The sequence below is a fragment of the Dyadobacter pollutisoli genome (assembly GCF_026625565.1).
GTDB lineage: Bacteria > Bacteroidota > Bacteroidia > Cytophagales > Spirosomataceae > Dyadobacter > Dyadobacter pollutisoli.
In genome coordinates this window covers 6,734,003-6,758,758 of record NZ_CP112998.1, presented here as the reverse complement: position 1 = coordinate 6,758,758, position 24,756 = coordinate 6,734,003, and the positions used below count along the sequence as shown (strand labels likewise).

Genomic DNA, 24,756 nt, shown 5'->3' with positions numbered 1-24,756 from the left:
AAATAGTGAAGGGGTATAAAGTGCTGCATTATTGCAGCTATAATTTTAATTTCAAAAAATATTTGTAACTGATCGGAGATTTTTTTTCACTCAAAAAAGTCTCCCCGCGAAAAACGATTTAAATCCCTAATTTTGACACGAAATGAAGCACCGCGTTGTTGCTTCATTACCTATTCCATACTAACCCAAAAATCTTAACATTACCCATTTATTATGTCATCTTTTGAAAATGAAAGCCCACTTCGCGTACTGGTAGTCGGTTGTGGCAATATGGGCGCATCCCATGCATTTGCCTATCAGTTACTGGACGGTTTTGAGATCTGCGGGATCGTTTCCACAGGAAAAAGCAAGGAAACCCTGAACGAGAAGCTAGGTGGTGGTTACAGCCTTTTCAGCGATTACGATGCTGCATTGCTGGAAACCAAGCCTGATGCTGTCTGTATTTCGACCTACCCGGACACGCATGAGGATTTCGCGGTTAAGGCGCTGGAAGCGGGAGCACATGTGTTTATCGAAAAACCATTGGCTGACACCGTAGAAGGAGCGAAGCGTGTGGTAGAAGCTGCGAAAAAGGCTAACAAAAAAGTAGTTGTGGGCTATATTTTGCGCGTTCACCCTTCCTGGGAACGTTTCGTGGCAGAAGCTCAAAACCTGGGCAAGCCACTCGTTATGCGTATGAACCTGAATCAGCAAAGTCACGGGTACATGTGGGGAGTTCACCGCAACCTGATGAAAAGCCTGAGCCCAATCGTGGACTGCGGTGTACATTATATTGATGTAATGTGTCAGATGACGCGTTCAAAACCACTTCGTGTGAATGCGATCGGCGCGCGCCTGACGGAAGATATCCCTGCCGGAAATTACAATTATGGACAACTTCAAATCTGGTTTGAGGATGGATCAGTAGGTTGGTATGAGGCTGGCTGGGGGCCCATGATCAGCGAAACTGCCTTCTTCGTAAAAGATGTGATCGGACCGAAAGGATCTGCTTCCATTGTTGCCAAAGATGCGGGCGGAAGTGGTAAGTCTTCGTCCGTGGAAGCACATACCAAAACAGAATCCATTCGTATACATCATGCCGACCTGAACGATCAGGATGAGTTTGTACAGGAGGATACCTGGATCAATCTGGAAGACGAGCCGGACCACCAGGAGCTATGTAACCGCGAACAGCGTTACTTTCTGAAAGCAGTCCGTGAAAACCTCGATCTGACAGATCACCTGCAGGATGCCGTGACGAGTTTACAAATCGCATTTGCCTGCGACGAATCGGTACGTTCAGGGCGCACTGTGGACCTCGCTTAACACTGCCAAGGCAGTTTTATAGCAACAAATCTCATGCCTTACATGTAGTATTTTTGCAAAAGCTGATACTGATCATCCAGAAATAGTTGATTTTTTAAGAAGAAACCGTTTTGCCAAATTCAGGTGCAAAACGGTTTTTTTGTATCTAAATGGAAACTAACTGCCTGATCAGGCGGGACTAAGCTCCAATGTTAAGCTAAAATTATGCAAACGTTTGCACAAATAATTATGTTTTTTCTCCGACCCTCATTCAAAATTTAGTGTTTAATATTATAATATTGCAAGGCATTTTTAAGACATATTAATTAATCGCAACCGACACCAAACAACTTTGAGTGATTTTTAGGCAGGTCTCCTGCTTTTCTGAGTTCATTATCCGTCAACCCCAGCTACGTCAGAAAACTTATTGTTGCAGCAGTCTCCCTCTTAAATTTAAACCAGGACGTCATATAGTCCATGCCGTTGGCAAAACGCAGATGCCAATTCATGATCGAAAACAAATAGAATTAAACAAATATTACTTATAACTTTTCAAACTACTCAATTTAACCTCAAACAATTTATCTATGATGAACAAAAAAGAAACCTGGTTAACCCGAAAATCCTAAACGCTAAAATTTAAATCTAACGCATGAAAAACGTTTAACAAACCGACCTTTACATGAAAAATACCGATACCAACCAGTGGTTGCTCCGAATGAGGGGCATCCGGAATTCCCTACTGTTACTGCCGGCACTCTCGTGCCCCCTGCTAGCAGCCGCTCACAACAACGTTGGAAACGCGACTGCTTCTTTCACCAGAATAGATAAAACAATCAAAGGTAAAGTTACCGACAAAGAAAATGGAGACGGCCTGCCGGGCGTGAACGTTGTGGTTAAAGGAACCAGCACGGGAACAACTACGGACGGAACAGGAAGCTACACCCTGTCGATCCCTGACAATGGCGCTACATTGGTTTTCAGCTTCGTAGGATATGTAAGCCAGGAAATTGAAGTGGGAAACCGCTCAACTCTGGACGTTGCGATCGAATCCGATTCCAAAGCACTAAGTGAAGTAGTCGTTATCGGGTACGGTACCGCAAAGAAATCTGACTTAACAGGATCTGTTGGTTCCGTTAAAGAAGATCAATTGAAAGAGCGCCCAGCTCCTTCGTTGAACCAGGCTCTGCAGGGTAAAGTATCCGGGGTACAGGTAAACGTAAACTCAGGACGCCCAGGTGGACGTGGTAACGTTCGTATCCGTGGTTTCAGCTCGATCAACGCATCAAACAACCCATTGTATGTAGTGGATGGTGTAATGCTTCCACAAGGAAACCAGAATCAGCAAAGCCAGGCAATCGACTACATCAACCCGAACGATATCGTATCGGTGGAGGTGTTGAAGGATGCTTCTTCAACTGCGATCTACGGTGCCAGAGGTGCTAACGGCGTAATCCTTGTTACAACCAAAAAAGGAAAAGCGGGAGAAGGTGTAATCACTTACAATCTGGACCTGAGCGTGCCTACTGTCGGCCCAAAAAGAGCGGACGTGCTCAACGCTCAGCAGTATCTGGACGTGGAAGACCTTTCGTATAAAAACATGGCGATTTACGATCCGACCGGATGGGCAGCAGGTAGCTATGCCTCCCACAATCCTCAGATCCGCCGTGCAGCGTTACAGGCCGCACACCCTGATATTTTCACGGTTACCACGAACCCGGACGGTACGAAAAAATTTGCACCGAATTACGATACAGATTGGTTTAGAGAAGCAACTCAAAACAAATTGTCTCAGAATCACCAGCTTGGTATCAGCGGCGGTAACAATAAAACAACCTATGCAATCTCGCTCAATTACCGCGATGACCAGGGCCTGTTGAAAACTTCTTTCCTGAAACGCTATTCGACACGATTCAGCATTGATGACCAGGTTAAAAAGTGGCTAAGAATGGGTGCAACCCTGAGCTACAACAACCAGGCTGAAAACCTTGTGGATATCAACGACGCTGTGCCACGTCAAATGGTAGAAGACTTCCCTTTTCTTCCGGTAAAATACCCTGACGGCACTTATGCAAACAACCGGGATTATCCTGGTGCAGAAGGCTCTTTCAGCTCAGTTCACCGTTTGATGGGCCGTAAGTTCAACCTGAATACGCAGACTACACTTGGAAGTTTGTATTCTAATATAACACTTGCTCCTGGTCTTGAAATGCGTTCAGTACTGGGTATCAATGTGGTACAGCAGGAAGTGAACCAGTCGGAAACAAGAACGCTACGGATCGGCGAGTCTGGTACAGCCAGTAAAGACAACAGAAAAGAGACGTTCTGGTCTTTTGAAAACTACCTTACTTATAACAAAACCTTCGGAGGTATCCATAGCGTTAACGCTTTGCTGGGTATTTCATGGCAGGAAACCAATATCGCAACAAGCGGTGCCAGTGTTCGTAACTTTTCAACGGATTACTTCACCTTTAATAACCTTGGAGCAGGTGCAACGCTCCCGGCTGTTGGTTCAGGTGCATCACGTTTCGCGTTCAATTCCTATTTTGGTCGTGTGAACTACACATTGATGGACAAATACCTGTTCACGGTAACTGGCCGCGCAGATGGATCGTCTAAATTTGGAGACAACCACAAGTTTGCGTTCTTCCCTTCTGCGGCTCTTGCCTGGAAAGTTTCTGACGAAGAGTTCTTAAAAGGAAACACATTGATTTCTAATTTGAAGGTGAGAACCAGCTATGGTTTGACAGGTAACTCTGAAATCCCTTCTTACTCGTCATTGTCACTTTTGAGCTCTGGCTATGCTACCGTCTACGGCGACACAAGGGTTGGTGGAACAGGTATCAACAGACTTGCTAACCCTGACCTGAGATGGGAAAAAACAGCACAGACCGACGCTGGTCTTGAAATTAGCTTCCTGAAAGGCAGAATCTCGGTTGAAGCAGATTACTATTACAGAAAAACCACGGATATGCTTCTGGATGCGCCAGTTCCACGTACCAGCGGTTATGCTGTAATTCGTAAGAACATTGGATCTATGGAAAACAAGGGTGTTGAGCTAGCTTTGAACACAACTAACATAGAAAGAGGCAATTTTAGCTGGAACACTACTTTCAATATTTCCTTCAACAGAAGTAAAGTACTATCTCTTGCGACACCTTCGGATATCTTCAACGTGGGTGGACCGGGTATTACTAACCCAACCAGTGTTATCCGTATCGGACAACCAGCTGGTGCTTTCTGGGGACTTACACGTCTGGGAACATGGAGCGAGGCTGAAAGAGACGAGGCAGCCAAATTTACCACCTATCGTGGCGCATTTAAAATGTTGCCAGGTGATATCAAGTACAAAGATGTTAACGGCGACGGCGCTATCACTGATAAAGACCGCAGCATCATTGGAAACGGTAGCCCTAAAGGCTGGGGAACACTTGCCAACACAGTTCGTTACGGCAACTTTGACCTTACATTCGATATGCAGTTTTCATATGGTAATGATGTAATGGATATGAACCTGCACGCCAGTGAGGACCGTGTTTCATTGGCAAACAGCTACACGAGCGTGTTGAACGCCTGGACTCCTGAGAACCAGAATACACCTATTGCACAGCTGCGTGATACAAAAGCAGGTTATGTAACCAACGTGGATACGCACTGGATTTTCGACGGCTCATTCCTTCGCGGCAGAAACCTGCTATTGGGATATAACTTCCCGTCGGAAATGGTCAACAAGATCAAGCTAAGCAAACTGAGAGTGTATGTATCAGCACAGAACTTCTTTTTGCTAACCAAATATCCTTTTGGTGATCCTGAAATGACACCTCTTCGCGGTGGAGACGGGGACAACGTATTTTCACAAGGTATGATCTGGCATGGCTATCCTAAACCAACCACTTACCTGGCTGGTCTGCAGATCGCATTTTAATGAACAGGTTAACATAGTTTTATAAACAGACATTTAATATGAAGATATATCATTTGAAAAATATAGGAAAGGCCATGCTTTGCGGTGCTATATTGCTTGGCCCAACGAGCTGCTCCGATTTTCTGGACGAAAAAGATCCGGTGAACCTTACACCTGAGAGTTTCTACACGATTCCAGATCACGCCGAAGCTGCCATAGCTGCAACTTATGCTAACTTACGCTTTTACGGAGACGGCGCAGGTATTTTCTCTGCCAACTGGCAGATGCTGGAAGCAGTAACCGGAACTGCGTCGACGCAAACAGGTCAAAATTCGGATTTGAACAACCTCTATTCCCTTACTTACGACGGAAACACAGGACATGTCGTAAACTGGTGGAATGGTCTTTACCGCCTGATCGCGAATGCCAACCTGGCCCTGGATAAAATTCCTACGATCGATTATAAGGCACCTGCAACCGAAGCACAAAGAACGAAACTCCTTGGAGAAGCTTCTTTTCTTCGTGCTTGGGCCTACTTCAATGCGGTAAGACTTTGGGGAGATGTTCCTTTGGTTACAAAGCCTCAAACAGCTACATCTGAGGATTTCTTCGCAACCCGCGCTCCTCAGGAAGAAGTATATGCCCTGATCGTTGCAGATCTGCAAAAAGCAGAAGCAGCTGGTCTTCCGTTGACAGATGTAAACGGTCGCGCAAGCCAAATGGCTGTAAAAGCATTGCTTTCGAAAGTGTATCTGACCATGGCAGGCTTTCCATTGAGCAAAGGCGCAGCTTATTACAAACTTGCTGCGGACAAAGCCCTGGAAGTAATTACCTATGCAAAAGCAAATCCCGCAACTGTAAATCTCTTCCCGACTTATAAGGAGCTACACCAGGAAAACCTTAAAAACAGGGTTGAGCATTTATTCCAGATCCAGTACAATGCTGCCGCGGCAGGTGTTGGCGGGTTCCCGCTAAACGATTATTTCCCGAACTTCAAAGCGGTAACCTATTCAGGTCCGGGTGGAACTGGTAGTACTGTACCGACACTCTCCTTCTATAATTCGTATGAAACGGGGGACTTACGTACCAAAAACCAGGAAGGATGGTTCTATACTTCGTACTATATCAACGGTACCGGAGCGGAGTTCAGCCTGGATGCACCGTATGTCTTCAAATACTTCAACATCGCTGCATTGGGCGGACCAGGTATTACGCCTACCAAACTGAATAACCTGAACGTGAACCTGATCCGTTATGCGGAAGTATTGCTGATCTATGCGGAAGCGCAAAATGAAGTGGGTGGTCCTAATCAGGAAGCTTATGACGCTTACAAAAGGATTCGTGACCGGGCTAAGCTTACCACGCCTGAACTGGGAACTTTCACCGCAGCAACCTTCCGTGAGGCGGTTTGGAGAGAACGTTGGTACGAATTCGCCTATGAAGGTATTACCTGGTTCGACATGGTTCGTCTGCGCAAGGTATTCAACGAAAAAACCAAAGGGTTTGATAACTTCGTAGGTCACGTCAACCTGAACATAAGCACAGGAGCAACCTTGCAGGAGAAGCATTTGCTGTTCCCGCTTGGCGTACAGGAAATGCTCAACAACCCAGGCCTGAAAACTCAGAACCCAGGTTACTAAGTATTAGAATTAGAGAAAAAAGCCCGGCCCGATCGCATAAACTGTGATCGGGCCGGGCTTTTTTTATTTAAGATGTCACCTCTTTTCGCATTGAAGTCAATTTTCGGTTAAATTCATTCGTTAAAACATTCTGACAAGAAATCCCGCAAATGGTGAAATGGCTACAAATCCTGTTCTTTCTGTTCACTGGCCCAGTTAATCTTTATGCGCAGCTGGTCATCACTTCACCAGTTAACAACCAGATCATGCAGCGGGACGCGGATGGTAACGCCACGATCCCGGTGACGGGATATGCCCACTTTCCCTACAAAAGCATCGCCGCTTTGCTTACTCCCATTGAAGGAAATGTACATAAGGCGAAGCAATGGTCATTCAGTCAGGAACAGGTAGAACAAGGGTTTTTGAATACCGTAATAAAAGCTGAAACAGGCTGGTACCAGTTAAAACTGATCGGGTATTCTGACGAGGGCATTACCGATTCGGTCACCGTGCCGCGGGTGGGTGTGGGCGAAGTATTGATGGTAACCGGTAATTCCAATGCAATGGGCTTGCCTGGGTTGGGCGCGAAAAGTATGTCCTCACAGGTGATTTCCATGAATATGGTCAACAAAACCCTGAATGCGGAAAACATTACGGTGGCCCCCGACGACCCTATGCAGCCACCACAATTTGAAATACTCAAAAGTGACAATTACATTTTTCCCAATGGCGAAACTGCCTGGTACTGGGGAAAATTGGGCGAAATGCTATCGAAAAGGTGGAACACCCCAGTACTCTTTTTCAATGCGGCCTGGGCGGCGGCGAATTCCGAAAACTACCGCGACGCTGCTTCGGGCAAGGATGCCTATAATTTGTATGTTGGCAAATTCTGGCCAAACCGACAACCTTACAGCAATATCGTCAACACGATCAGGTACTTTGCTTCATGGAGCGGGATCAGAGCGGTGCTATGGTCACACGGTGAAAATGATGCCCAGCTTCGTTTCAAAGAAGACGATTATTTCAATTACATCCGAACGCTAATAGCCAACAGCAGGCTGGACACCGGTTACAACATTCCATGGGTAATTGCCCGAAATTCGGCCAGCAATACACAAAAGGAGCCCTATCTCCCCATCTTGAATGCACAGAACAGGCTAACCGAGATCAAAAACTTCAATATATTCAAAGGCCCCTACCTCGATACCATTCAAATTCCAAGACCGGTTTCGGGTCACTTTGAAAATGTCACAGGCGGTTTGCAAGGTCTGACATTGGCCGCAACCTCCTGGAACCGCAGTTTGCCAGATTCTATTGTAAAAAAGATCATCCCTATTCAGCCCGCATACTTCATTCACACGGGTGTCACCCCTGCCCGATTGTATCCGGGCGCATCATTTACCCTTCCTTATGAGCTCACCGGCGAAGCAAGCGGCACCATTTCAATGCAAGCGGAGCTACTGGATAAAACCGGCAAATATGTAGCCAATGCAGGCTCCGGCACGAAAAGCCCGTTAGCTATTACCATTCCGCCCAACGTTCCCAATGGTGATTACAGGCTCAGGCTCACTGCCAGTAAACCGGTACTCCCGGGAAGCGTATCGGACGAATTTTATGTAAACAGTAACTATAAAGAAGTTGAGTTTGTCAACACCATTGCGGCCAGGATAGAAAGTCAAAGCATTTACGTTTCGTGGCTGCTCGCTGCTGACCCGGAATTGAAGCAAATGATCTTGCAAAAGACCACGGACGGTACCAATTACAATGATCTGCAAAGTTTCGCGGGTGCAGGTACGGTTTCACAGGTTTATGGCTACAAGGATAATAACCCCGGTGGCGGTAGCATTTTTTACCGGCTTCGAATGGAATATGCCAATGGTACCGTGGCGTATTCCACCATTGTCACCATTTTCCTAAATGGAGCGCCGCCGGATCTCCTGGTGTTTCCAAATCCAGTGGCCAATCAGCAGTTTTACCTGAAAGCGAAAACCGGTACGACCATCCAATGTATGCTTTTTGACATTTCGGGGAATGAGCATCCCGTCTATACCTCCGACCGGGAAGCGATTGGACTGATCACTGTGCGACCGGTGTATCATTTGCCTTCTGGTGTTTATATTTTAAAAACCGTGACAGATACCGGTAGTACTACGCAGAGGATATTGTTCAAATAGATCTGAAACACCCAGTTTGACTAAAAAGAAAGGCAAGCGCGCGTGCACTTGCCTTTATCTATTGCTTTAAATTCAACTATTAGTCTTCAAACAACCTTCCTAATCCACCGATCACGGAACCGCTTTCTTTTCCTGCATTAGGGCCGGCGATAGATAGTCTCTGGATCAGTTTGGAGATCGGCATGGATTGGATCCAGCAGCGACCAGTACCTCTTAATGTAGCCAGGAACATTCCTTCACCACCAAAAACCATTGATTTCAACCCACCAGAACGCTGTATATCAAAGCTCAATGATTGCTCGAATGCAACCACACACCCCGTATCGACACGCAATGTTTCGTTATTCAACTGCCTTTCGATCACGACTCCTCCGGCGTGCACAAAAGCAAGGCCGTCGCCTTTCAGCTTTTGAAGTATAAAACCTTCTCCGCCAAAAAGACCAGATCCGAAACGCTGGTTAAAATGTATTTTCATGCTCGTTCCCATTGCCGCGCACAAGAAGCCGTCTTTCTGAACGATCAGCTCATTGCCGTAGATTTTCGAAAGATCAATAGGCATTACGGTACCTGGATATGGAGCCGAAAAAGCTACTTTTTTCTTCCCTACCCCGCGGTTTGTAAAATGAGTCATGAAGAGCGATTCTCCTGTGATCAACCGCGTACCAGCCTGGAAAATCTTGCCCATAATGCTTTGATTAGCCTCTGAGCCGTCACCCATTTTGGTTTCAAACTGAATGCCGTCCTCCATAAAAAGCATTGCACCAGCTTCCGCGATCACTGTTTCATTCGGATCTAGCTCAATTTCTACGACCTGGATATCGTCGCCAATAATTTTGTAATCAATTTCGTGTGAGATCATCTTTACGCAAAAGGTTTAATTGATAGTAAGTTTGAACTGCAGTAACGGCTTGCTATTCCTCCTCCTCTTCTTCCTCTTCAGACGTTTTTTTCTTGGACTTCCGTGTTTTTCTGCCTGGTATATCTTCCCGGTCGCGTAGCTTTTTGTCATCCACATTTTTATTCAAAAATTCATTGATACGGTCCATATCAAAGCTGGTGGTAATTTCACCGAATGAATTGATTTGAATGTCAAAACCGTCCAGATCCTTATGAACGCGGGGTTTTTCCGCTGCTGGCTTGGACGTATCTGCTTGTTTTTTCTTAGCCATGTGTCTGATCGAAATAAGCCGTTTCCACGGGGGCCGTTTCCACGGGAGTGTTTCAATGATTACGAAATTATGCAATGATCAATCCGGTTTCAAAGTAATTTGATCATGCGGTAATATTAGGATTATGCCAGGCGAATTTGCGCCGGTAAACGGTCAACTGCATTTTCCAGCCTCTCGATCACCTCAGCTTTACCCAGAATCTCCATGGTGATCATCAGGTCCGGGCCTGTTCCGGCACCAGTTACCGCAAGACGCAGTGCCTGCATGATCTTGCCCATTTTGATACCCAGGGATTCCATTGTAGCCGAAAGCAATTCTTTAATGTCATGTGCGACAAAATCTCCTTCAAATTGCGCCAATGCATCCTTAAACCCGGAAATAGCATTGACAGCTTCTTCATTCCACTTCTTAGCCACCACATCCTGGTCATAAGTATCCGGCGCGTGGAATAAAAAGACAGATTCTGTGACGATCTCTTTGACGAAATGTACCCTGTCTTTCAGCAAATGAACGATTTGGACAATTTGCGCTTCACTTACTTCAATTCCTTTGTCCTGATAAAGTGGTATCAATGACGCAATAATGGCCGAGTCATCCAACTGTTTCAAATATTGCTGATTGAACCAGTTTGCTTTCTGAATATCAAATCTCGCACCTGCTTTATGAACACGTTCGAAACTGAAAGAACTGATCAGCTCTTCCATACTGAACATTTCTTGCTCCGTACCGGCATTCCAGCCGAGCAATGCGAGAAAGTTAGCCGTAGCAGCAGGAAGATATCCCTCTTCACGGAAACCTCTGGCTTTATCGCCGGTTACAGGATCAGTCCATTCCAGCGGGAAGATCGGGAAACCGCCCAGGTCCGCATCGCGTTTAGATAGCTTTCCGTTTCCATCAGGTTTTAAAAGCAAAGGCAAATGCGCAAACTGAGGCATGGTGCTTTCCCAGCCCAGGTAACGATATAGTAAAACGTGCAATGGAGCCGATGGAAGCCATTCTTCGCCACGGATCACATGGGTAATGCCCATCAGGTGATCATCCACAATGTTGGCCAAGTGGTAGGTAGGCATGCCGTCAGATTTCAACAATACTTTGTCATCAATCTGCGATGAATGCACTACTACCCACCCACGGATCAGGTCATTGAAACGGATATCCTCTTTTGGCATGATCTTCATCCGGATCACATAAGGGTCCCCGCTATCAATGCGTGCTTTTGTTTCTTCGGCGGACAAAGTCAGCGAATTGGTCATTTCAGTGCGGGTGATCGCATTGTATTGCGCGGCGGCTACTTTGGCCGCTTCGAGGCGCTTACGCATATCGTCAAGCTGCTCGGGCGTATCGAAAGCATAGTACGCTTTTCCTTCCTGAATCAGTCTTTCCGCATATTCACGGTACATTTCTTTTCTTTCCGACTGGCGGTACGGTGCGTTCGGGCCGCCTTGCTGCGGGCCTTCATCAATTTCAATACCCAGCCATTGTAAAGCATCAAGTATATATTCTTCCGCGCCGGGAACGTAGCGGTTTTGGTCTGTATCTTCAATACGAAGCAACATCTGGCCACCCTGCTGGCGTGCAAACAAATAGTTATACAAAGCGGTACGCACACCACCTGCATGAAGCGGGCCGGTTGGGCTGGGGGCAAATCTTACTCGAACGGGTTGACTATTCATTTATGCTGAAACTATTTTACTTAATATAACTAGTTGTCATTCGTTATCATGATCGTCATTTTTAGTCATTGATCGTCATTTGTTGTCATGGATTGTCATTTGTTGTTTTTACAAAATTTGACAATAAGTGACCACACCTGACTATAAATGACCTGACAATAAATGACCAACCTGACCTTCCTTCTACTCCACTGCAATCACTGATATTTCTACATTCACATCCTTCGGCAGGCGCGCAACCTGTACGGTCTCACGGGCAGGAGGTTCTTTGGTGAAAAAGCTTCCGTAAATTTCATTCACGGACGTAAAATCATTCATATCCTTCAAAAATATGCTCGCTTTCACGACATTAGGAAAGCCCATGCCAGCTGCGCCCAGAATATGGCCAATATTTTGCATGACCAGGCCAGTCTCAGCTTTGATGTCGCCCGACTTCGATGCCTCTGCGGCGATCTGTCCTGAAACATAAACAGTTCCGTTTACTTTAACAGCCTGGCTGTAAGGTCCGATCGGTGCCGGCGCTTTATCTGAAAATATGATTTCCTTGGACATATGTTAAATGGGATTATCCGGTAAAATTACCAAATTATGGTGTTCCTACCGCCTTAATCGGCCTGAAAAAGTGCTTTCAGTTCGGTAGCTTCTGCGGCTTTCATACGCCCGGCCAGCACAAGTCGCAGCTGTCGACGACGAAGTGCGCTCAGAAACAGTTCTTTTTCCTCGTCCGTCTCGGGTTCCAATGCCGGAACTTCAATGGGCCGACCATTCTGGTCAACAGCTACAAATGTGTAAAAAGCCCTGTTGGTACTCACACGCTGGCCTGCCGGAATATCCTCAGCCCATACTTCCAGATATACTTCCATGGAGGAATTGAATGCCCTGGTTACCTTGGCCCGCATCGTGACAATGTTGCCTAACCTTATCGGTTCGGTGAAAGATACATTGTCCACAGATGCCGTCACGACGATGCGATTGGAATGCTTTTGTGCGGAAATGGCTGCGCAAATATCCATCCAGTGCAAAAGCCGCCCTCCCATCAGATTGTTAAGTGTATTGGTATCATTGGGAAGTACCATTTCGGTCATGGTTACTTCGGACTGGTGGGTTTTTTTCGGCTTCAACATCATCATGCATTCAAATGGATTAAAACTTTGGACAACGGGTTTTCCGTCTCTCAATGGCCTGCATTCTGTTCCCGATCAGGTAAGTCGCCCGAACCTGCAGGAACAGGTAACTGTCTTTGCTTTTTGCGCTGCCACGGTTCCATCCCGGTTGCCGGGGCTGCTCGCCTATTTCGGGGGCACGGTCAGAAAGCCTGCGCGCCAGATCATTTGGAAGTTGATCAGGGTTTGGATACACCGTACTAACATCGTCCAGGTAGTCGGAATTGACAAAATTATTACAAAGCTCGACCCCAAGGCTCAGGCGCTGGGATGTTTTAAATGAAACCCCTATACCTCCTGTGAACACCAGAGGCAGGCGACTGTACTTGATGCCCTCGGTCGTTAATGGGGCAAGGCTAACCCATTCATTATCAATTTTGGCTTTTGGATTCAATAAGGTAACCCCGGCTCCACCGAAAATGTAGGGATTGATAGGAGCCTGACGATTAAAAGAAAACAGATCGAACTGCAAGCCCAGGTTCAGATCAGGATTGAATGTCTTGAATGAAAGGTTATTCTGGAAATTTTTGGAATACTTCTGATCAGCGGATACCTGATAAAACCTCAGTTCTCCGCGCGCGCTCACATGCTCAGTCAGGCGATACTGCGCACCCAGGGAAATAGACGGCCCCAAACCAAGGTGCTTCATATTAACCCCATCAGCCAGGTCACCCGTATAATAAGCGATACCAAGACCAGCCGTAACGCTCAAAACCCCGAAAGGATTGGTATAGCGGCTGCCGAACTTGTTCCTACCCTGAGCAATGGCAGCGTTTTGGAAAAAAGTCAGAAGTAGCGCAATGGAAAGTATATATTTTCTGATCATAACGTGAGCCTTTGTCGTCTGTTGAACGTTGCAAGTTGTAAAAGAAACTGATTTATCCCAAATTGTGAAAGTTATCATGGGTTACTTAACACTTCGGGATATCCTGAGGCTACTACGATTAATGTGAATACAGCTCAGGAGAACGTTGCCCGCGTCACTACCTACCGGTACCAGGATTGCCAGTAACAAAAAAACGGACCCACAAAAATGCAGGTCCGTTTGACTTTCATGGTGAATATTAAATCATTAATCTCTTTTCACTGAACTAGCTCCCGAGGTGCTGGAATGAATGTCTTTTGCTCCGCCTGAGTACCGGATGCTGCTTGCACCGCTGGCCTCTGCATTGACGGTTGCACTCGCTACTACTGCTGCACTGCTTGCTCCCGAAGCATCGATGTTAACGGTTTTGCTTGAAAACTCCCTTCCTTTAAATGAGGATGCTCCTGACACTTCGCCTGTTAGTACGTCGCCTTGTCCAACCAAAGTCAGGGAAGATGCGCCCGACAAATCGAAGCTTACTTTGGGGGCTGATAGCGCCATTGTTACCCCGGAAGCACCGGAAACTTCAATATCCATGCTTTTCACACCGGTGAATTTCGAAACATTAGCCTTGCTTGCTCCCGAAAAGTCAACTCCTTCCAGCGCAGGCATTATGATATCGACATTCACCGTTTTTCTGTTCTTGTTCCAACCATTGCCTTTGTAACCCAGGTGAAATGTTCCACCTTTTACAGACGACTCCAAATCATCCAGGTCTTCCTTGCGTCCGGAAGTAGTGATACTGAAGCCAGAACCTTGTTTTACTTCGATCTTGAATGCGCTGCCCATTGACAACTTGGTGAAACCGGAGGCCGAGAATTTGCGGGACTCCTGCGCATTTGCGTTCATTGACAATATTGCCAGCGTGAAAACCGCAGCGAAAAATACGAGTGACTTTTTCATGGTATTAATTAGATTTTTGAAAAGATGACAACACAATCTCAAAAGTTGCATGAGGTGCCACTATTCCTGTACATTAATTTTGCTGGCGCCGCTGGCGTGACGGTTCAGATTAGGTACCCTTCCAAGTTCGACCCTGGATGCACCGGATGCATCGACATCGGCATTCTGAATATTCATTTCGGTGGCTGTCACTTTACAGGCTCCGTGCGCGTCGAGATTAGCCGACTTGGCGGAACCTTTCAAAGTAGCTTTCGAAGCTCCCGAAACTCCAACAGTAAGCTGGTCCGTTTCTACATTGATCTCCGATTTCGATGCACCTGAAATATCTACATTCAACCTGGAAAGTCCTTTGAAGCCGGTAACCAGCGTTTTATTAGCGCCCGACAATGACAACGCTTCCACAGTCGGCATCGTGATCACCAGTCCGATCCGTTTCCATTTATTGCTGTCAAAAAGGCTGAACTCGGTCGAACGTTTTACTTTTAATGTACCATCTTCCACATATACTTTCAGGTCATCCACTTCCTGAGACTCCTCGCTGTCGGCAGTTACATTGTATTCGGTTCCCTGACGAATGATGATAGAGTATGCTCCGCCAATGTCTACTTTTTTGAAATCTCCAACAGGGAATTGTTTGCTATAGTTGCCACGCTCACCCAATTCGAGGTCGCTATTGTCGTCATACTCAAATGAGTATCCTGAATTATCCTGACTTTCCTCACTATCAGTACGTATGTATTTGGCAGGGATATTGGTACAGATCAATCCCGAATCACGGCGCATTTCCCAAATCAGGTTATTCCAGATAATGTCCGGGTTATTCCCAAGATCATAATGTTCGAGGTTTCGCTGATTAGTTTCCCAATGATTAAGGGAAAAATAAAAATCGCTTGTCATCACAAACTTTTTATTATAGGGAATGTTGACAGTCAGGTCAATGCGTTGGTCCCGGTAAGGTCCATGCCCAGCCAGCAATGGGCCTTCTTTAAAAAGAAACACTGAATCTTTGACATCAACATTATACACCAATCCCGATGCATTCTTTTCCGCTTCCTGGCGGCTTTTGCCACGTGCATGTAATGTTTTGTCAAGTTTAATGCTGTCAGTTGTCGTGCTATATCCCGCCAGTCTGATATCAACATCCACATACTCGTCGTCATCTCCGTAATTGTAATCGAGTGTAAGCGTGCCGACAGGTGCCCGATAAAATATGGTTTGTGCTACTTCTCCACGTTTTGCAAAATTGCGTTGATAGGAAACACCACCAATGGTGCTACCGATGATCCCTACGATCCATAGACCCAGCATCGTAAGCCACACTGATCCACCAACGATTTTTTTGTTGGACAAAAGCGTCAGACCCAGGATAAGGAATGTGATCAATGGGATAGCTGCTACCAGAATACCTGACAAAATCAAAACGCTCGGCAGTTCCTGGAAAATCAGAAAGGGAATAGGCAGATTATCAAAAGTTGTTGAATTAGTCAACCCCAATGCTACCCCTCCACCGATCACCAATGTGAGCAAGCCCAATACCGACATCGCTATCAAAAATGCTCCGATCAGAATTCTGACGATGGGACCCAGGCCCCTAAGCAGCTTCCCCAATGCTCCTATGACCAACGCAATGGCGCGGAAAGGGAAAAGCAACACTTTGGTAAGACCATGTTCTTCACCACCTTTTTCTTCCAGATTAAGGCTCTGCTTGATATTGGACTCAATATTGGAAAGCGTGATCGGCTCCCCCTGCATTTCCATTTTCTCAGTAAGCGTATTGGCAACCGGCGCAATGACCCACAATACAATGTATACCACAACTCCGGTTCCAAAAAGCAGGATAGATAAAACCCAAAGGAATCGTACTACGCCAAGGTCTACCCCGAAATAAGAGGCTACACCCGCTGCTACACCGCCCACTACTTTACGGTCCGGATCACGGTAAAATTTCTTGATCTTGGTGTCCTCTTCCAGTGTTGATGAACCGGGGAATGCTACCCACATGGCAATGTAAACCAATACCATAAACCCTGAAAACGGACCAAATTCATCCTCCATATTCAAGTCGAGCATTCCTGAACCAGCTGGCAAGCCTGCCACAGCGAAAAGAAACGCAAGCCGTACCCATATCGGATCAATGGTGAAGTAATGCGCCAGACCAGCTGCAACGCCTCCTAAAAGTTTTCTGCGTAAATCTCTGTAAAGTTTTTTCGGGGCTGTTGGCGGTGTTACCGGCTCGGTTTTCGGAGCGTTGTAAGTTGATGATGTAGCCGTTTCTGGTTGCGGTGCAGCAGCCTGTGCAGGAGCTGATTCCAATGGATCGGCCAGAATGTCTTCTGCCTGTTCAATGGCTTCAAAATCGGCTACTGTTCCCATTGCTGCGATCAGTTCATCCACATCAGAAAGTGAAATGACCTGCTTGTTTTCTGCCTTTTGCTTGTTGAAAAACCGCTCTGCAATCCTGCCTTCAATGTCGGACACGATTTCCTTGCTGTCGGCAAAAGAAGAAAAATACTTTTGTATCGAGGAAAGGTAGCTTTTCAGTTTTTCGTAACCGTCTTCCTCTATATGAAAGATGATACCACCTATATTAATGCTGATTGTCTTTTTCATGATTGAAATAATCGAATGTCTCTAAATGATCAGTTAGGGTCAGGAAGGTTCGTTGAAGCTGTTTTGCTCAATTCCTCTGTGCGATGAATCACCGTCTGTACAGATTCGGCCAGTTCAAACCATGTGGCCTGCATTGCATCCAGAAATATCTTCCCCTCATCCGTCAAAACATAGTATTTCCTTGGAGGGCCCGAAGACGACTCCACCCATTTATAATCCAGCCAGCCTGAGTTTTTTAACCTGGTAAGAAGAGGGTACAACGTCCCTTCCACCACCATGATGCGAGCGGACGTTAATTCATCCAACATATCCGAAGCGTATACTTCGCCCCTGGATATGATGTGCAGGATGCAGAATTCCAAAATTCCCTTCCGCATCTGCACTTGGGCATTTTCAATATTCATGTGGTTTCATGTGTTAATTTAAAGGAATAAGTTCATGGCTAACAGATAGAATCTAATACTCTAACAATACAAAGGTATACACAGGTACTTTGTGATGCAAGGTACCATGTTAAAAAAATATTCTACTTTGGATGAATGGTGATTTTTGCTAGCTGACCGGCGAAAAAGAACCGTCGACTTTTTGGTATCATTTTTTCAGCCATTATTATCAATAAAAAACCATCTTAACCTAGCTCATTTTGACACCGATACCGCAACTTTATATCATTGCAGCCATGAGTGAAAACCACGTAATCGGCATGCAGAACCATCTTCCCTGGCACCTCCCGGACGAGTGGGAGCATTTCAAAAAGGTGACGCATGGAAAGCCATTTTTAATGGGCAGAAAAAGTTTTGAAGCACCGGACGCATTGCATTCAACGTACCGAAATGTGATACTAACCTCTAATGCTCCTGATCATCCTGAACCCTCAACAGAATACGCAAAAGATATTTCCAGCGCACTTGCGTTACTTTCTGGCGAAAACGAAGTATTTATATTAGGTGGGGCCACTGTTTTTCGCGAAATGCTTCCCATGGTTCAAAAACTTTATTTAACTATTGTTCACGCGCAGATTGAAGGAGATGCTTTTTTCCCGGTTGTTGATCAAAAGGATTGGGAACTGACCAATACTGAATATCACGGAATTGACGATAACCACATTTATTCGTTTTCAATGAATGTGTACGTCAGAAAAACACCCGGCTGACAGGCTCTTTTAACCAGTGATAACATTACATGTATGCGCAGGATTTTTACACACACATTTTGCTTGATTTGCTTAACATTAGTACTTCCATTCTCACTCAAAGCGCAAAGGCTTTATGGGAACGAATGGATACAGCCCGATCAGGTTTATTTCAGGATACCGGTGTTCAAAACCGGGCTTTACAAGATCTCAACCCAGGAACTTGGTCAGTATGGCATTCCTATTCATGAAATTCCTGCTGCCAGTCTGCAGATGTTCCGCCGCGGGAAGGAATTGGCCATTGAGACCACTACCGATTATTCGGGTAAGTTGGGTAATGACGGTTACCTGATTTTTTTCGGAGAAAAGAATGATGGAGCTGCGGATTCGCTGCTCTACACGTCTCGGGCCGCCATGCCTCACTCCTACTACAGCCTGTATTCCGACACCGCCGCTTATTTTTTGACCTGGAAAATGGATGGCCAAGCTGGCAAAAGAATACCGGTCAATGAACCCGGAATGCAGCAGGACACGGTAGGGTACCATTTTGAAGAAGCATTTCAGCTTTTCAATTCACATTATCTACCCGGACCATTCTATCCTCCGGGCAGCAATTTCGAAAACGGTTCCGTACTCACTGCTTATGATACCGGTGAAGGCTGGACGGGACCGGAATTAAAGGAAAATCTGTCGTTTGAAATGTCCGTTCAGACTCAGAGTGTTAATATAAATCACTTTGAAAAAGCCAGAATTGAAATTCTGCTGGCAGGATGGTCACCGGGTCGTCACCTGTTTGAACTATGGACCGGTAGCATTGCAAAGCCGTTACGCAAACTCGCCGATATTGATTTTGTCGATTATAATACTCCCGTTGTCAAAGCTGAACTGCGCCCTTCTGATGTTGAAAAGGATAGTAAAGTAAATTTTACACTGATACCAATTGACAAAGGAGGCCATATTTCAGTTTCGTATTTAAAGCTGAGGTATCCACAGAAATCATCCATTGAGAACGATCTGACTCAAAAAACTTACTATTTCAATGTCGGGAAAAGAAGCTTTTGGAAGATAAAAAATGATGGCAGCGTCCAGTTCTACGATTGCTCCGATCCATTGAACGCTAAAAAGCTTAGCTACAATGAATCCGGGATCGAAATTAATGGTGCTGCAAAGGTACTAGCTGTGAGAGAGGCAATGAATGTGCATTCATGCCAGCCGGTACAATTTAGAAATATTGACTCACTATCCGTTGATTATCTAATGATTACGCATCCGCCAATGCGCCTCTCGGTGCAGGGTTCGGATCCCGTCGCAGACTATGCAAGTTATAGAGCTTCCACGGCCGGAGGAGGCTACAAACCGTTGGTTATTCATAGCTCCGAAGTATATAATGCGTTCAATTATGGTGATCCCGGGCCGCAGGGCATCAAAAATATGATCGCCTGGTTGCATCAGAAAGGTAATTTGAAATTCGTCTTTCTCATTGGAAGGTCCATTGATCCACAGAAAGCCAGAAAATTGGCCGATGCAGCACAGGTTGATATGGTACCCAATGCAGGCTGGCCCGGTTCAGACATTGCACTTGCTATGAATACCAACCCGGATTCCACAGAATGGCCGACAGTACCGATCGGGAGAGTTAATGCCGAGAATGCTCAGCAAGTGCATGACTATCTGCAAAAAGTAAAGGCAATGGAGGCAGAACCTTCCTATTCACCCTGGCGGAAAAACATTTTGCATTTGAGCGGCGGCCGGTCACGGGACGAGCTTGCATTGTTTAAAAGCTATATAAACTCATTTGAACAAAAGTTACAAAACACACCACTAGCCGCGTCGGTCAAAACGATTTCCAAAGAAACGGATGATCCGGTTGAAAAGCTGCCGGTTTATGAGCCTGTCAACAAAGGTGTTGCATTAATGACGCTTTTTGGGCATTCCGGCCTGGATGTGACGGACATCGACATTGGACTGGCCAGTGATCCCGTGTCCCGGTATCAGAATCACCCATACTATCCTGCCGTCATAGTGAATGGCTGCGCCTCCGGGAGTATTTTTTATTCAACAAAAACCCTGAGCAGCGACTGGATATTTGCGCCCAAAAGTGGGGCGGTACTCTTTCTCGCTCATACATTTAATGGTGTCTCTACTTCATTGAAACGCTATACTCACATTTTTTACGAAGTTCTGGCCGATTCTGCATTCACCAGCGCTCCTTTCGGTAGCATTCAACAAGAGGCAATCAGACGCAACATGCTGCGAGATCCTGATATACTCGATAAAATCACGGTTCAGCAAATGACCCTCCACGGTGATCCCGCTATCAGGATTTTCCCGGCCCCGTTGCCTGACGCCGATGCGATTGATAGCTCAGTCATTGCTGATAACATTCCCCCAATCTTGATTGTGACGATCGATAAAAGACAGATAACCGATCATGAGTGTGTCTCGGATCGGCCGACTCTTGGTATCGAACTAATCGATAGCAATATCGCCGAGACCAAAAGCGACACTTCCGGAATCACGGTTTGGATGAAAAAGAAATGTCAGGGTTGTGGAGAGAAGAGGATTTACCTTCGCAATGCCAGTTGCAAAAATCTTTCCCCGGGACATTCATACCTGGAACTGACTTTACCTGAACCACTGGAAATTGGCAGTTATCACCTGACCGTTCAGGCAAGAGACCAGGATCGCAATTTTGCTCCTGACTATGAGATCAATTTCAGGGTTAGTGCTTCAAATTCAGTGACTAATGTAACTGTTTCTCCTAATCCATCGGGTGAATGGTTTCGATTCGCATTGGACTTTGAAGGTTTGAATATCAGCAGGAATATGACGCTGACCATTCACGATAGCTATGGGAGAAAAGTGAAAGAATCAGTTTTTAAGCCGCACATTGGCAAAAATGAATGGTACTGGATCCCGGAACAGTTACCGGCAGGGTTGTATTTTTATTCACTGCAACCTGATCCAAACAGCCATAATCAATCGTCACAAACTACGAAGGTCATGAAGGGTAAATTGATCCGCACGAAGTAAATAGTGCACTAAATTGGTCGCTTATGCTTTGCCACGTCTCCTTTCGCCTTCGCTGACATTTTCTTTCCGTAAAAACTTCTTATTTTTGCTGAATATAAAATAATTCAATCCCTTGAAAGAATACGGTAGTAACGTACAAAAACTTGCCGACCACATTGTAAAAATGGAGGATAAGGCAAAACGCAATCTTTACGCGCACATTCTGATTGAGCTCATGCGGCAAATTCACCCGAACATGAGAGACAACCAGGACTATACCAATAAACTCTGGGACGACCTGTATATAATTTCCGGTTTTCAATTAGATGTAGATAGCCCTTTTCCGCCACCTTCGAAAGAAGCTTTGGGCAAAAAACCACTTAAAGTAGGCTATAACCAACAAAACCTAATGTACCGCCACTACGGCCGGAACATTGATTTGCTGCTCGAAAAGGCAATCCAAACTGAAAATAAAGAGGATAAACTGGCCTTCGTATCTTACATTTTCCGCCTGATGCGGTCGTTCTTCAACACCTGGAATAAGGACAATCCGGAAGATAATGTGTTACTGGTGCAGCTTGAACAACTCAGTAAGGGCAAGCTAACCGAGGAAATTGATTATATCAGAAAGAATGGCCCGGTAGACGCTGCTCCGAAAGATCGTAACAACAATAATCAGGAGCGCAACCGTGGTAACCACATAGGCGGCGGGGGTTTCAAAGCGCAGTCCAACCACAATCCTGACCGGCAGGGCGGAAACAACCAGGGTAATTCCAACAACCGAAACAGGCCGAACAACAAATTCTCAGGCCGGAACAATAGCGGTAATAACAACAACAACCGTAATAACCGTAAGAAACCTGGAATCTAGCATCCAGGTTTAATTTTATCCAGTCAAACTGCCCCCAATTCTTATATGGCTTCATTTAAAATAACCGGAGATAAACGTCTCAAGGGTGAGATTGTACCACAAGGCGCCAAAAACGAAGCGCTGCAGATTATCTGTGCAGTACTTTTAACCAAGGAACCGGTCACAATTCATAATATTCCAAATATCCGTGACGTCAATCAGCTGATCAACCTGCTGGGTGACCTGGGTGTTCGTCGTACTCGTTTGAGCGAATCGTCCATTCGTTTCGAGGCAAGTGAAATCAACCTCGATTACCTGGAATCGGATTCTTTTAAACAAAAAGCTGCTGCGCTCCGCGGATCAGTAATGCTTTTGGGGCCTATGCTGGCACGCTTCCGTAAAGGCAGGATTCCACGACCAGGTGGCGACAAAATTGGCAGAAGAAGATTGGATACCCACTTTTTGGGATTTGAAAAACTCGGTGCAGAGTTCAGCTACGACGGAGAGGACGGCGGTTTTTATAAAGTCGATGCGGCCAATCTGAGAGGTGCGTATATGCTTCTGGATGAAGCTTCTGTAACCGGAACAGCCAATGTGCTTATGGCAGCTGTGATGGCAGAAGGTACCACTACCATTTATAATGCCGCTTGCGAGCCTTATTTGCAGCAATTATGCAAAATGCTTAACCGCATGGGCGCCAAAATTTCGGGGATCGCTTCTAACTTGCTTACAGTGGAAGGCGTTACCGAACTGCATGGAACGGAGCACACGATGCTGCCTGATATGATCGAGATCGGCAGCTTTATCGGTCTTGCAGCTATGACCCAGTCTGAGATAACCATTAAAGATTGCCAAATAGCACAGCTAGGCATCATTCCTGATGTTTTTCAACGTCTTGGGATCAAAATGGAATTCCGTGGTGACGATATCTTTATCCCCGCGCAAGAACATTACCGCATTGAAAACTACCTCGACGGCTCTACATTATCGGTAGCCGATGCACCCTGGCCAGGCTTTACGCCCGACTTGCTGAGCATCATCCTGGTTACGGCCACGCAGGCGCAGGGAACTGTACTGGTACATCAGAAAATGTTTGAAAGCCGTCTGTTCTTTGTAGATAAATTAATTGAAATGGGCGCTCAGATCATTCTTTGCGATCCGCACAGAGCTACTGTTATAGGACATAACCGCGAAACACAGCTTCGTGGAATTCGAATGACGTCGCCTGATATCCGCGCCGGAGTTGCATTGCTGATCGCAGCAATGTCCGCGAAAGGAGTAAGTATCATTGACAATATCGAGCAAATCGACCGCGGCTACCAAAACATCGATACCCGTTTGAATGCGATTGGTGCGGAGATTGTGAGGTTGTAATTAAATAGGTAGAAACCTGGCAAGTCTCAAAGACTTGCCAGGTTTTATTTTTACTACTTCTTCTTATAACTACACAAGCTGTTATCCGCCTTCACATAATACGACTTGTAATTCGTCGCTTTCGGATCCATGCAGCCTTTGAGATCCAGTATTTCCACTTTTCTGAATTCTACAGGGTGACTTTCGCTTTGCAGGGAAATAGAGCCATGATCTAACAGCTTTCCGGCAATGATGATCGATGGATCATTTCCGCTCACATTACCTCCGCCGAGTTGCGGTTTATTATATTCCAATACCATTTCTCCATTTGCAAAATGCTGGATCAGCGAGTCGCCCAGTACCAGCACCTCTGCTTTTACCCATTGATCACCATTATAAGTCTGGGATTTCGAATTCACACAATGTTGCGTGATCAATTTACCATTCATTACCACATTGGTTCCGGGAGTACATAGGTTGCATGTCGTGCGAACCTTGTCATTACCGCCCAAAAGCTGAACCTCAATCGACGCAGGGAAATCCTGATCTTTACCCATTGTAGCCGCAGGCTGACCATGAACCATAATCCCGCTGTTACGCCAGGCCCATCCTTCGCCTTTCGGTGCCTGTTCTCCCACAAATCGATATTCCACTGAAATCCGGTAGTAGGAAAAGTCGCCTTTGTAAAAAATATGTCCATACTTCTGTTTGAAGTCGTCATACTTGTCATAGCGAACAACCATTTTGCCGTCTTCCACGCGGAAAGTATTGTTGTAGTTATCATTCAGGTCATATCCCCTGATCTTGATGTCCCAGCCGTCCAGGTTTTTGCCATTGAAGAGCTGCTTCCATTCTTGCTTGTCCGAATTCTTTTGTCCGATTGCAACCAGGCACAGCAGGCTGAAAAGGACCGTTAATTGTAATCTCATGAATAAGGTATGGTTAAAATGTAAACATTGGCCGGATTTTAGCTTTCTTACTTATCCAAGTCACTGTCAAAGTAAATATACTAGGAGAACAAAATCTAAAAAAAGCTTTACTTCGT

General features: G+C 45.8%; 18 protein-coding genes. 8 read left to right on the top strand and 10 right to left on the bottom strand.

From position 1 onward, the window contains the following. Nucleotides 1-213: 213 nt before the first annotated feature. From ON006_RS28050 to ON006_RS28035, 4 genes are all read left to right on the top strand, one after another. Nucleotides 214-1,305 (top strand): Gfo/Idh/MocA family protein, encoded by a 1,092-nt coding sequence (locus tag ON006_RS28050; protein ID WP_244821502.1) that lies wholly within the window; start codon nucleotides 214-216, stop codon nucleotides 1,303-1,305. Between the two features lie 661 nt (nucleotides 1,306-1,966). After that, nucleotides 1,967-5,209 (top strand): SusC/RagA family TonB-linked outer membrane protein, encoded by a 3,243-nt coding sequence (locus ON006_RS28045; RefSeq protein WP_244821501.1) that lies wholly within the window; start codon nucleotides 1,967-1,969, stop codon nucleotides 5,207-5,209. Nucleotides 5,210-5,247: 38 nt separating this feature from the next. Beyond that, entirely contained in the window at nucleotides 5,248-6,828 is a 1,581-nt protein-coding gene (locus tag ON006_RS28040) for a RagB/SusD family nutrient uptake outer membrane protein (RefSeq protein WP_244821500.1), read from the top strand. A gap of 149 nt (nucleotides 6,829-6,977) precedes the next feature. After that, the gene (locus ON006_RS28035; RefSeq protein ID WP_244821499.1) at nucleotides 6,978-8,981 is read left to right on the top strand and encodes a T9SS type A sorting domain-containing protein; all 2,004 of its coding nucleotides are present in this window, start codon (nucleotides 6,978-6,980) and stop codon (nucleotides 8,979-8,981) included. A gap of 79 nt (nucleotides 8,982-9,060) precedes the next feature. Here ON006_RS28035 and ON006_RS28030 read toward each other — a convergent pair whose 3' ends face one another. From ON006_RS28030 to ON006_RS27990, 9 genes are all read right to left on the bottom strand, one after another. Continuing rightward, nucleotides 9,061-9,840 carry a TIGR00266 family protein gene (locus ON006_RS28030; protein ID WP_244821498.1) on the bottom strand — a complete coding sequence of 260 codons (780 nt, stop codon included), beginning with the start codon at nucleotides 9,838-9,840 and terminating at the stop codon, nucleotides 9,061-9,063. A gap of 52 nt (nucleotides 9,841-9,892) precedes the next feature. Beyond that, nucleotides 9,893-10,150, bottom strand: a complete 258-nt coding sequence (locus ON006_RS28025; RefSeq protein ID WP_244821497.1) for a hypothetical protein — start codon at nucleotides 10,148-10,150, stop codon at nucleotides 9,893-9,895. A 122-nt stretch (nucleotides 10,151-10,272) separates the two neighbouring features. Further along, complete coding sequence (gene gltX / locus ON006_RS28020; RefSeq protein ID WP_244821496.1) at nucleotides 10,273-11,823, bottom strand: glutamate--tRNA ligase; 1,551 nt, start codon at nucleotides 11,821-11,823, stop codon at nucleotides 10,273-10,275. Between the two features lie 183 nt (nucleotides 11,824-12,006). Next, nucleotides 12,007-12,375 (bottom strand): Rid family detoxifying hydrolase, encoded by a 369-nt coding sequence (locus ON006_RS28015; RefSeq protein WP_244821495.1) that lies wholly within the window; start codon nucleotides 12,373-12,375, stop codon nucleotides 12,007-12,009. 53 nt (nucleotides 12,376-12,428) lie between these two features. Next, nucleotides 12,429-12,947 (bottom strand): acyl-CoA thioesterase, encoded by a 519-nt coding sequence (locus ON006_RS28010; protein ID WP_244821781.1) that lies wholly within the window; start codon nucleotides 12,945-12,947, stop codon nucleotides 12,429-12,431. A 19-nt stretch (nucleotides 12,948-12,966) separates the two neighbouring features. After that, complete coding sequence (locus ON006_RS28005; RefSeq protein WP_244821494.1) at nucleotides 12,967-13,812, bottom strand: outer membrane beta-barrel protein; 846 nt, start codon at nucleotides 13,810-13,812, stop codon at nucleotides 12,967-12,969. A gap of 246 nt (nucleotides 13,813-14,058) precedes the next feature. Further along, entirely contained in the window at nucleotides 14,059-14,754 is a 696-nt protein-coding gene (locus tag ON006_RS28000; RefSeq protein ID WP_244821493.1) for a GIN domain-containing protein, read from the bottom strand. Between the two features lie 60 nt (nucleotides 14,755-14,814). Beyond that, on the bottom strand, nucleotides 14,815-17,364 hold the full coding sequence (locus tag ON006_RS27995) for a PspC domain-containing protein (RefSeq protein WP_244821492.1): 2,550 nt from the start codon (nucleotides 17,362-17,364) through the stop codon (nucleotides 14,815-14,817). A 29-nt stretch (nucleotides 17,365-17,393) separates the two neighbouring features. Further along, nucleotides 17,394-17,768, bottom strand: coding sequence for a PadR family transcriptional regulator (locus tag ON006_RS27990; protein ID WP_244821491.1), 375 nt, complete (start codon nucleotides 17,766-17,768; stop codon nucleotides 17,394-17,396). Nucleotides 17,769-18,007: 239 nt separating this feature from the next. Between ON006_RS27990 and ON006_RS27985 the strand changes: the two genes are divergently transcribed. The 4 genes from ON006_RS27985 (at nucleotide 18,008) to murA (ending at nucleotide 23,732) form a co-directional block, all read left to right on the top strand. Continuing rightward, a complete protein-coding gene (locus ON006_RS27985; RefSeq protein ID WP_255772926.1) occupies nucleotides 18,008-18,517 on the top strand; it encodes a dihydrofolate reductase in 510 nt (169 codons plus the stop codon). Between the two features lie 63 nt (nucleotides 18,518-18,580). Beyond that, nucleotides 18,581-21,529, top strand: a complete 2,949-nt coding sequence (gene porU2 / locus ON006_RS27980; protein ID WP_267609921.1) for a putative type IX secretion system sortase PorU2 — start codon at nucleotides 18,581-18,583, stop codon at nucleotides 21,527-21,529. Nucleotides 21,530-21,641: 112 nt separating this feature from the next. Next, the gene (locus tag ON006_RS27975; protein WP_244821488.1) at nucleotides 21,642-22,379 is read left to right on the top strand and encodes a DUF4290 domain-containing protein; all 738 of its coding nucleotides are present in this window, start codon (nucleotides 21,642-21,644) and stop codon (nucleotides 22,377-22,379) included. A 45-nt stretch (nucleotides 22,380-22,424) separates the two neighbouring features. Then, on the top strand, nucleotides 22,425-23,732 hold the full coding sequence (gene murA, locus ON006_RS27970; protein WP_244821487.1) for a UDP-N-acetylglucosamine 1-carboxyvinyltransferase: 1,308 nt from the start codon (nucleotides 22,425-22,427) through the stop codon (nucleotides 23,730-23,732). 53 nt (nucleotides 23,733-23,785) lie between these two features. Here murA and ON006_RS27965 read toward each other — a convergent pair whose 3' ends face one another. After that, entirely contained in the window at nucleotides 23,786-24,640 is an 855-nt protein-coding gene (locus tag ON006_RS27965) for a 3-keto-disaccharide hydrolase (RefSeq protein ID WP_244821486.1), read from the bottom strand. Between the last annotated feature and the right edge of the window lie 116 nt (nucleotides 24,641-24,756).

Bases quoted from the DNA above. Each gene is read 5' to 3' on its own strand.
- ON006_RS28045 (WP_244821501.1), top strand. From the start codon at position 1,967: ATGAAAAATACCGATACCAACCAGTGGTTGCTCCGAATGAGGGGCATC.
- ON006_RS28010 (WP_244821781.1), bottom strand. From the start codon at position 12,947: ATGTTGAAGCCGAAAAAAACCCACCAGTCCGAAGTAACCATGACCGAA.
- ON006_RS28050 (WP_244821502.1), top strand. From the start codon at position 214: ATGTCATCTTTTGAAAATGAAAGCCCACTTCGCGTACTGGTAGTCGGT.
- murA (WP_244821487.1), top strand. From the start codon at position 22,425: ATGGCTTCATTTAAAATAACCGGAGATAAACGTCTCAAGGGTGAGATT.
- ON006_RS28035 (WP_244821499.1), top strand. From the start codon at position 6,978: ATGGTGAAATGGCTACAAATCCTGTTCTTTCTGTTCACTGGCCCAGTT.
- ON006_RS27995 (WP_244821492.1), bottom strand. From the start codon at position 17,364: ATGAAAAAGACAATCAGCATTAATATAGGTGGTATCATCTTTCATATA.
- ON006_RS27990 (WP_244821491.1), bottom strand. From the start codon at position 17,768: ATGAATATTGAAAATGCCCAAGTGCAGATGCGGAAGGGAATTTTGGAA.
- ON006_RS28025 (WP_244821497.1), bottom strand. From the start codon at position 10,150: ATGGCTAAGAAAAAACAAGCAGATACGTCCAAGCCAGCAGCGGAAAAA.
- ON006_RS28040 (WP_244821500.1), top strand. From the start codon at position 5,248: ATGAAGATATATCATTTGAAAAATATAGGAAAGGCCATGCTTTGCGGT.
- ON006_RS28005 (WP_244821494.1), bottom strand. From the start codon at position 13,812: ATGATCAGAAAATATATACTTTCCATTGCGCTACTTCTGACTTTTTTC.
- ON006_RS27965 (WP_244821486.1), bottom strand. From the start codon at position 24,640: ATGAGATTACAATTAACGGTCCTTTTCAGCCTGCTGTGCCTGGTTGCA.
- ON006_RS28000 (WP_244821493.1), bottom strand. From the start codon at position 14,754: ATGAAAAAGTCACTCGTATTTTTCGCTGCGGTTTTCACGCTGGCAATA.
- ON006_RS28015 (WP_244821495.1), bottom strand. From the start codon at position 12,375: ATGTCCAAGGAAATCATATTTTCAGATAAAGCGCCGGCACCGATCGGA.
- ON006_RS28030 (WP_244821498.1), bottom strand. From the start codon at position 9,840: ATGATCTCACACGAAATTGATTACAAAATTATTGGCGACGATATCCAG.
- gltX (WP_244821496.1), bottom strand. From the start codon at position 11,823: ATGAATAGTCAACCCGTTCGAGTAAGATTTGCCCCCAGCCCAACCGGC.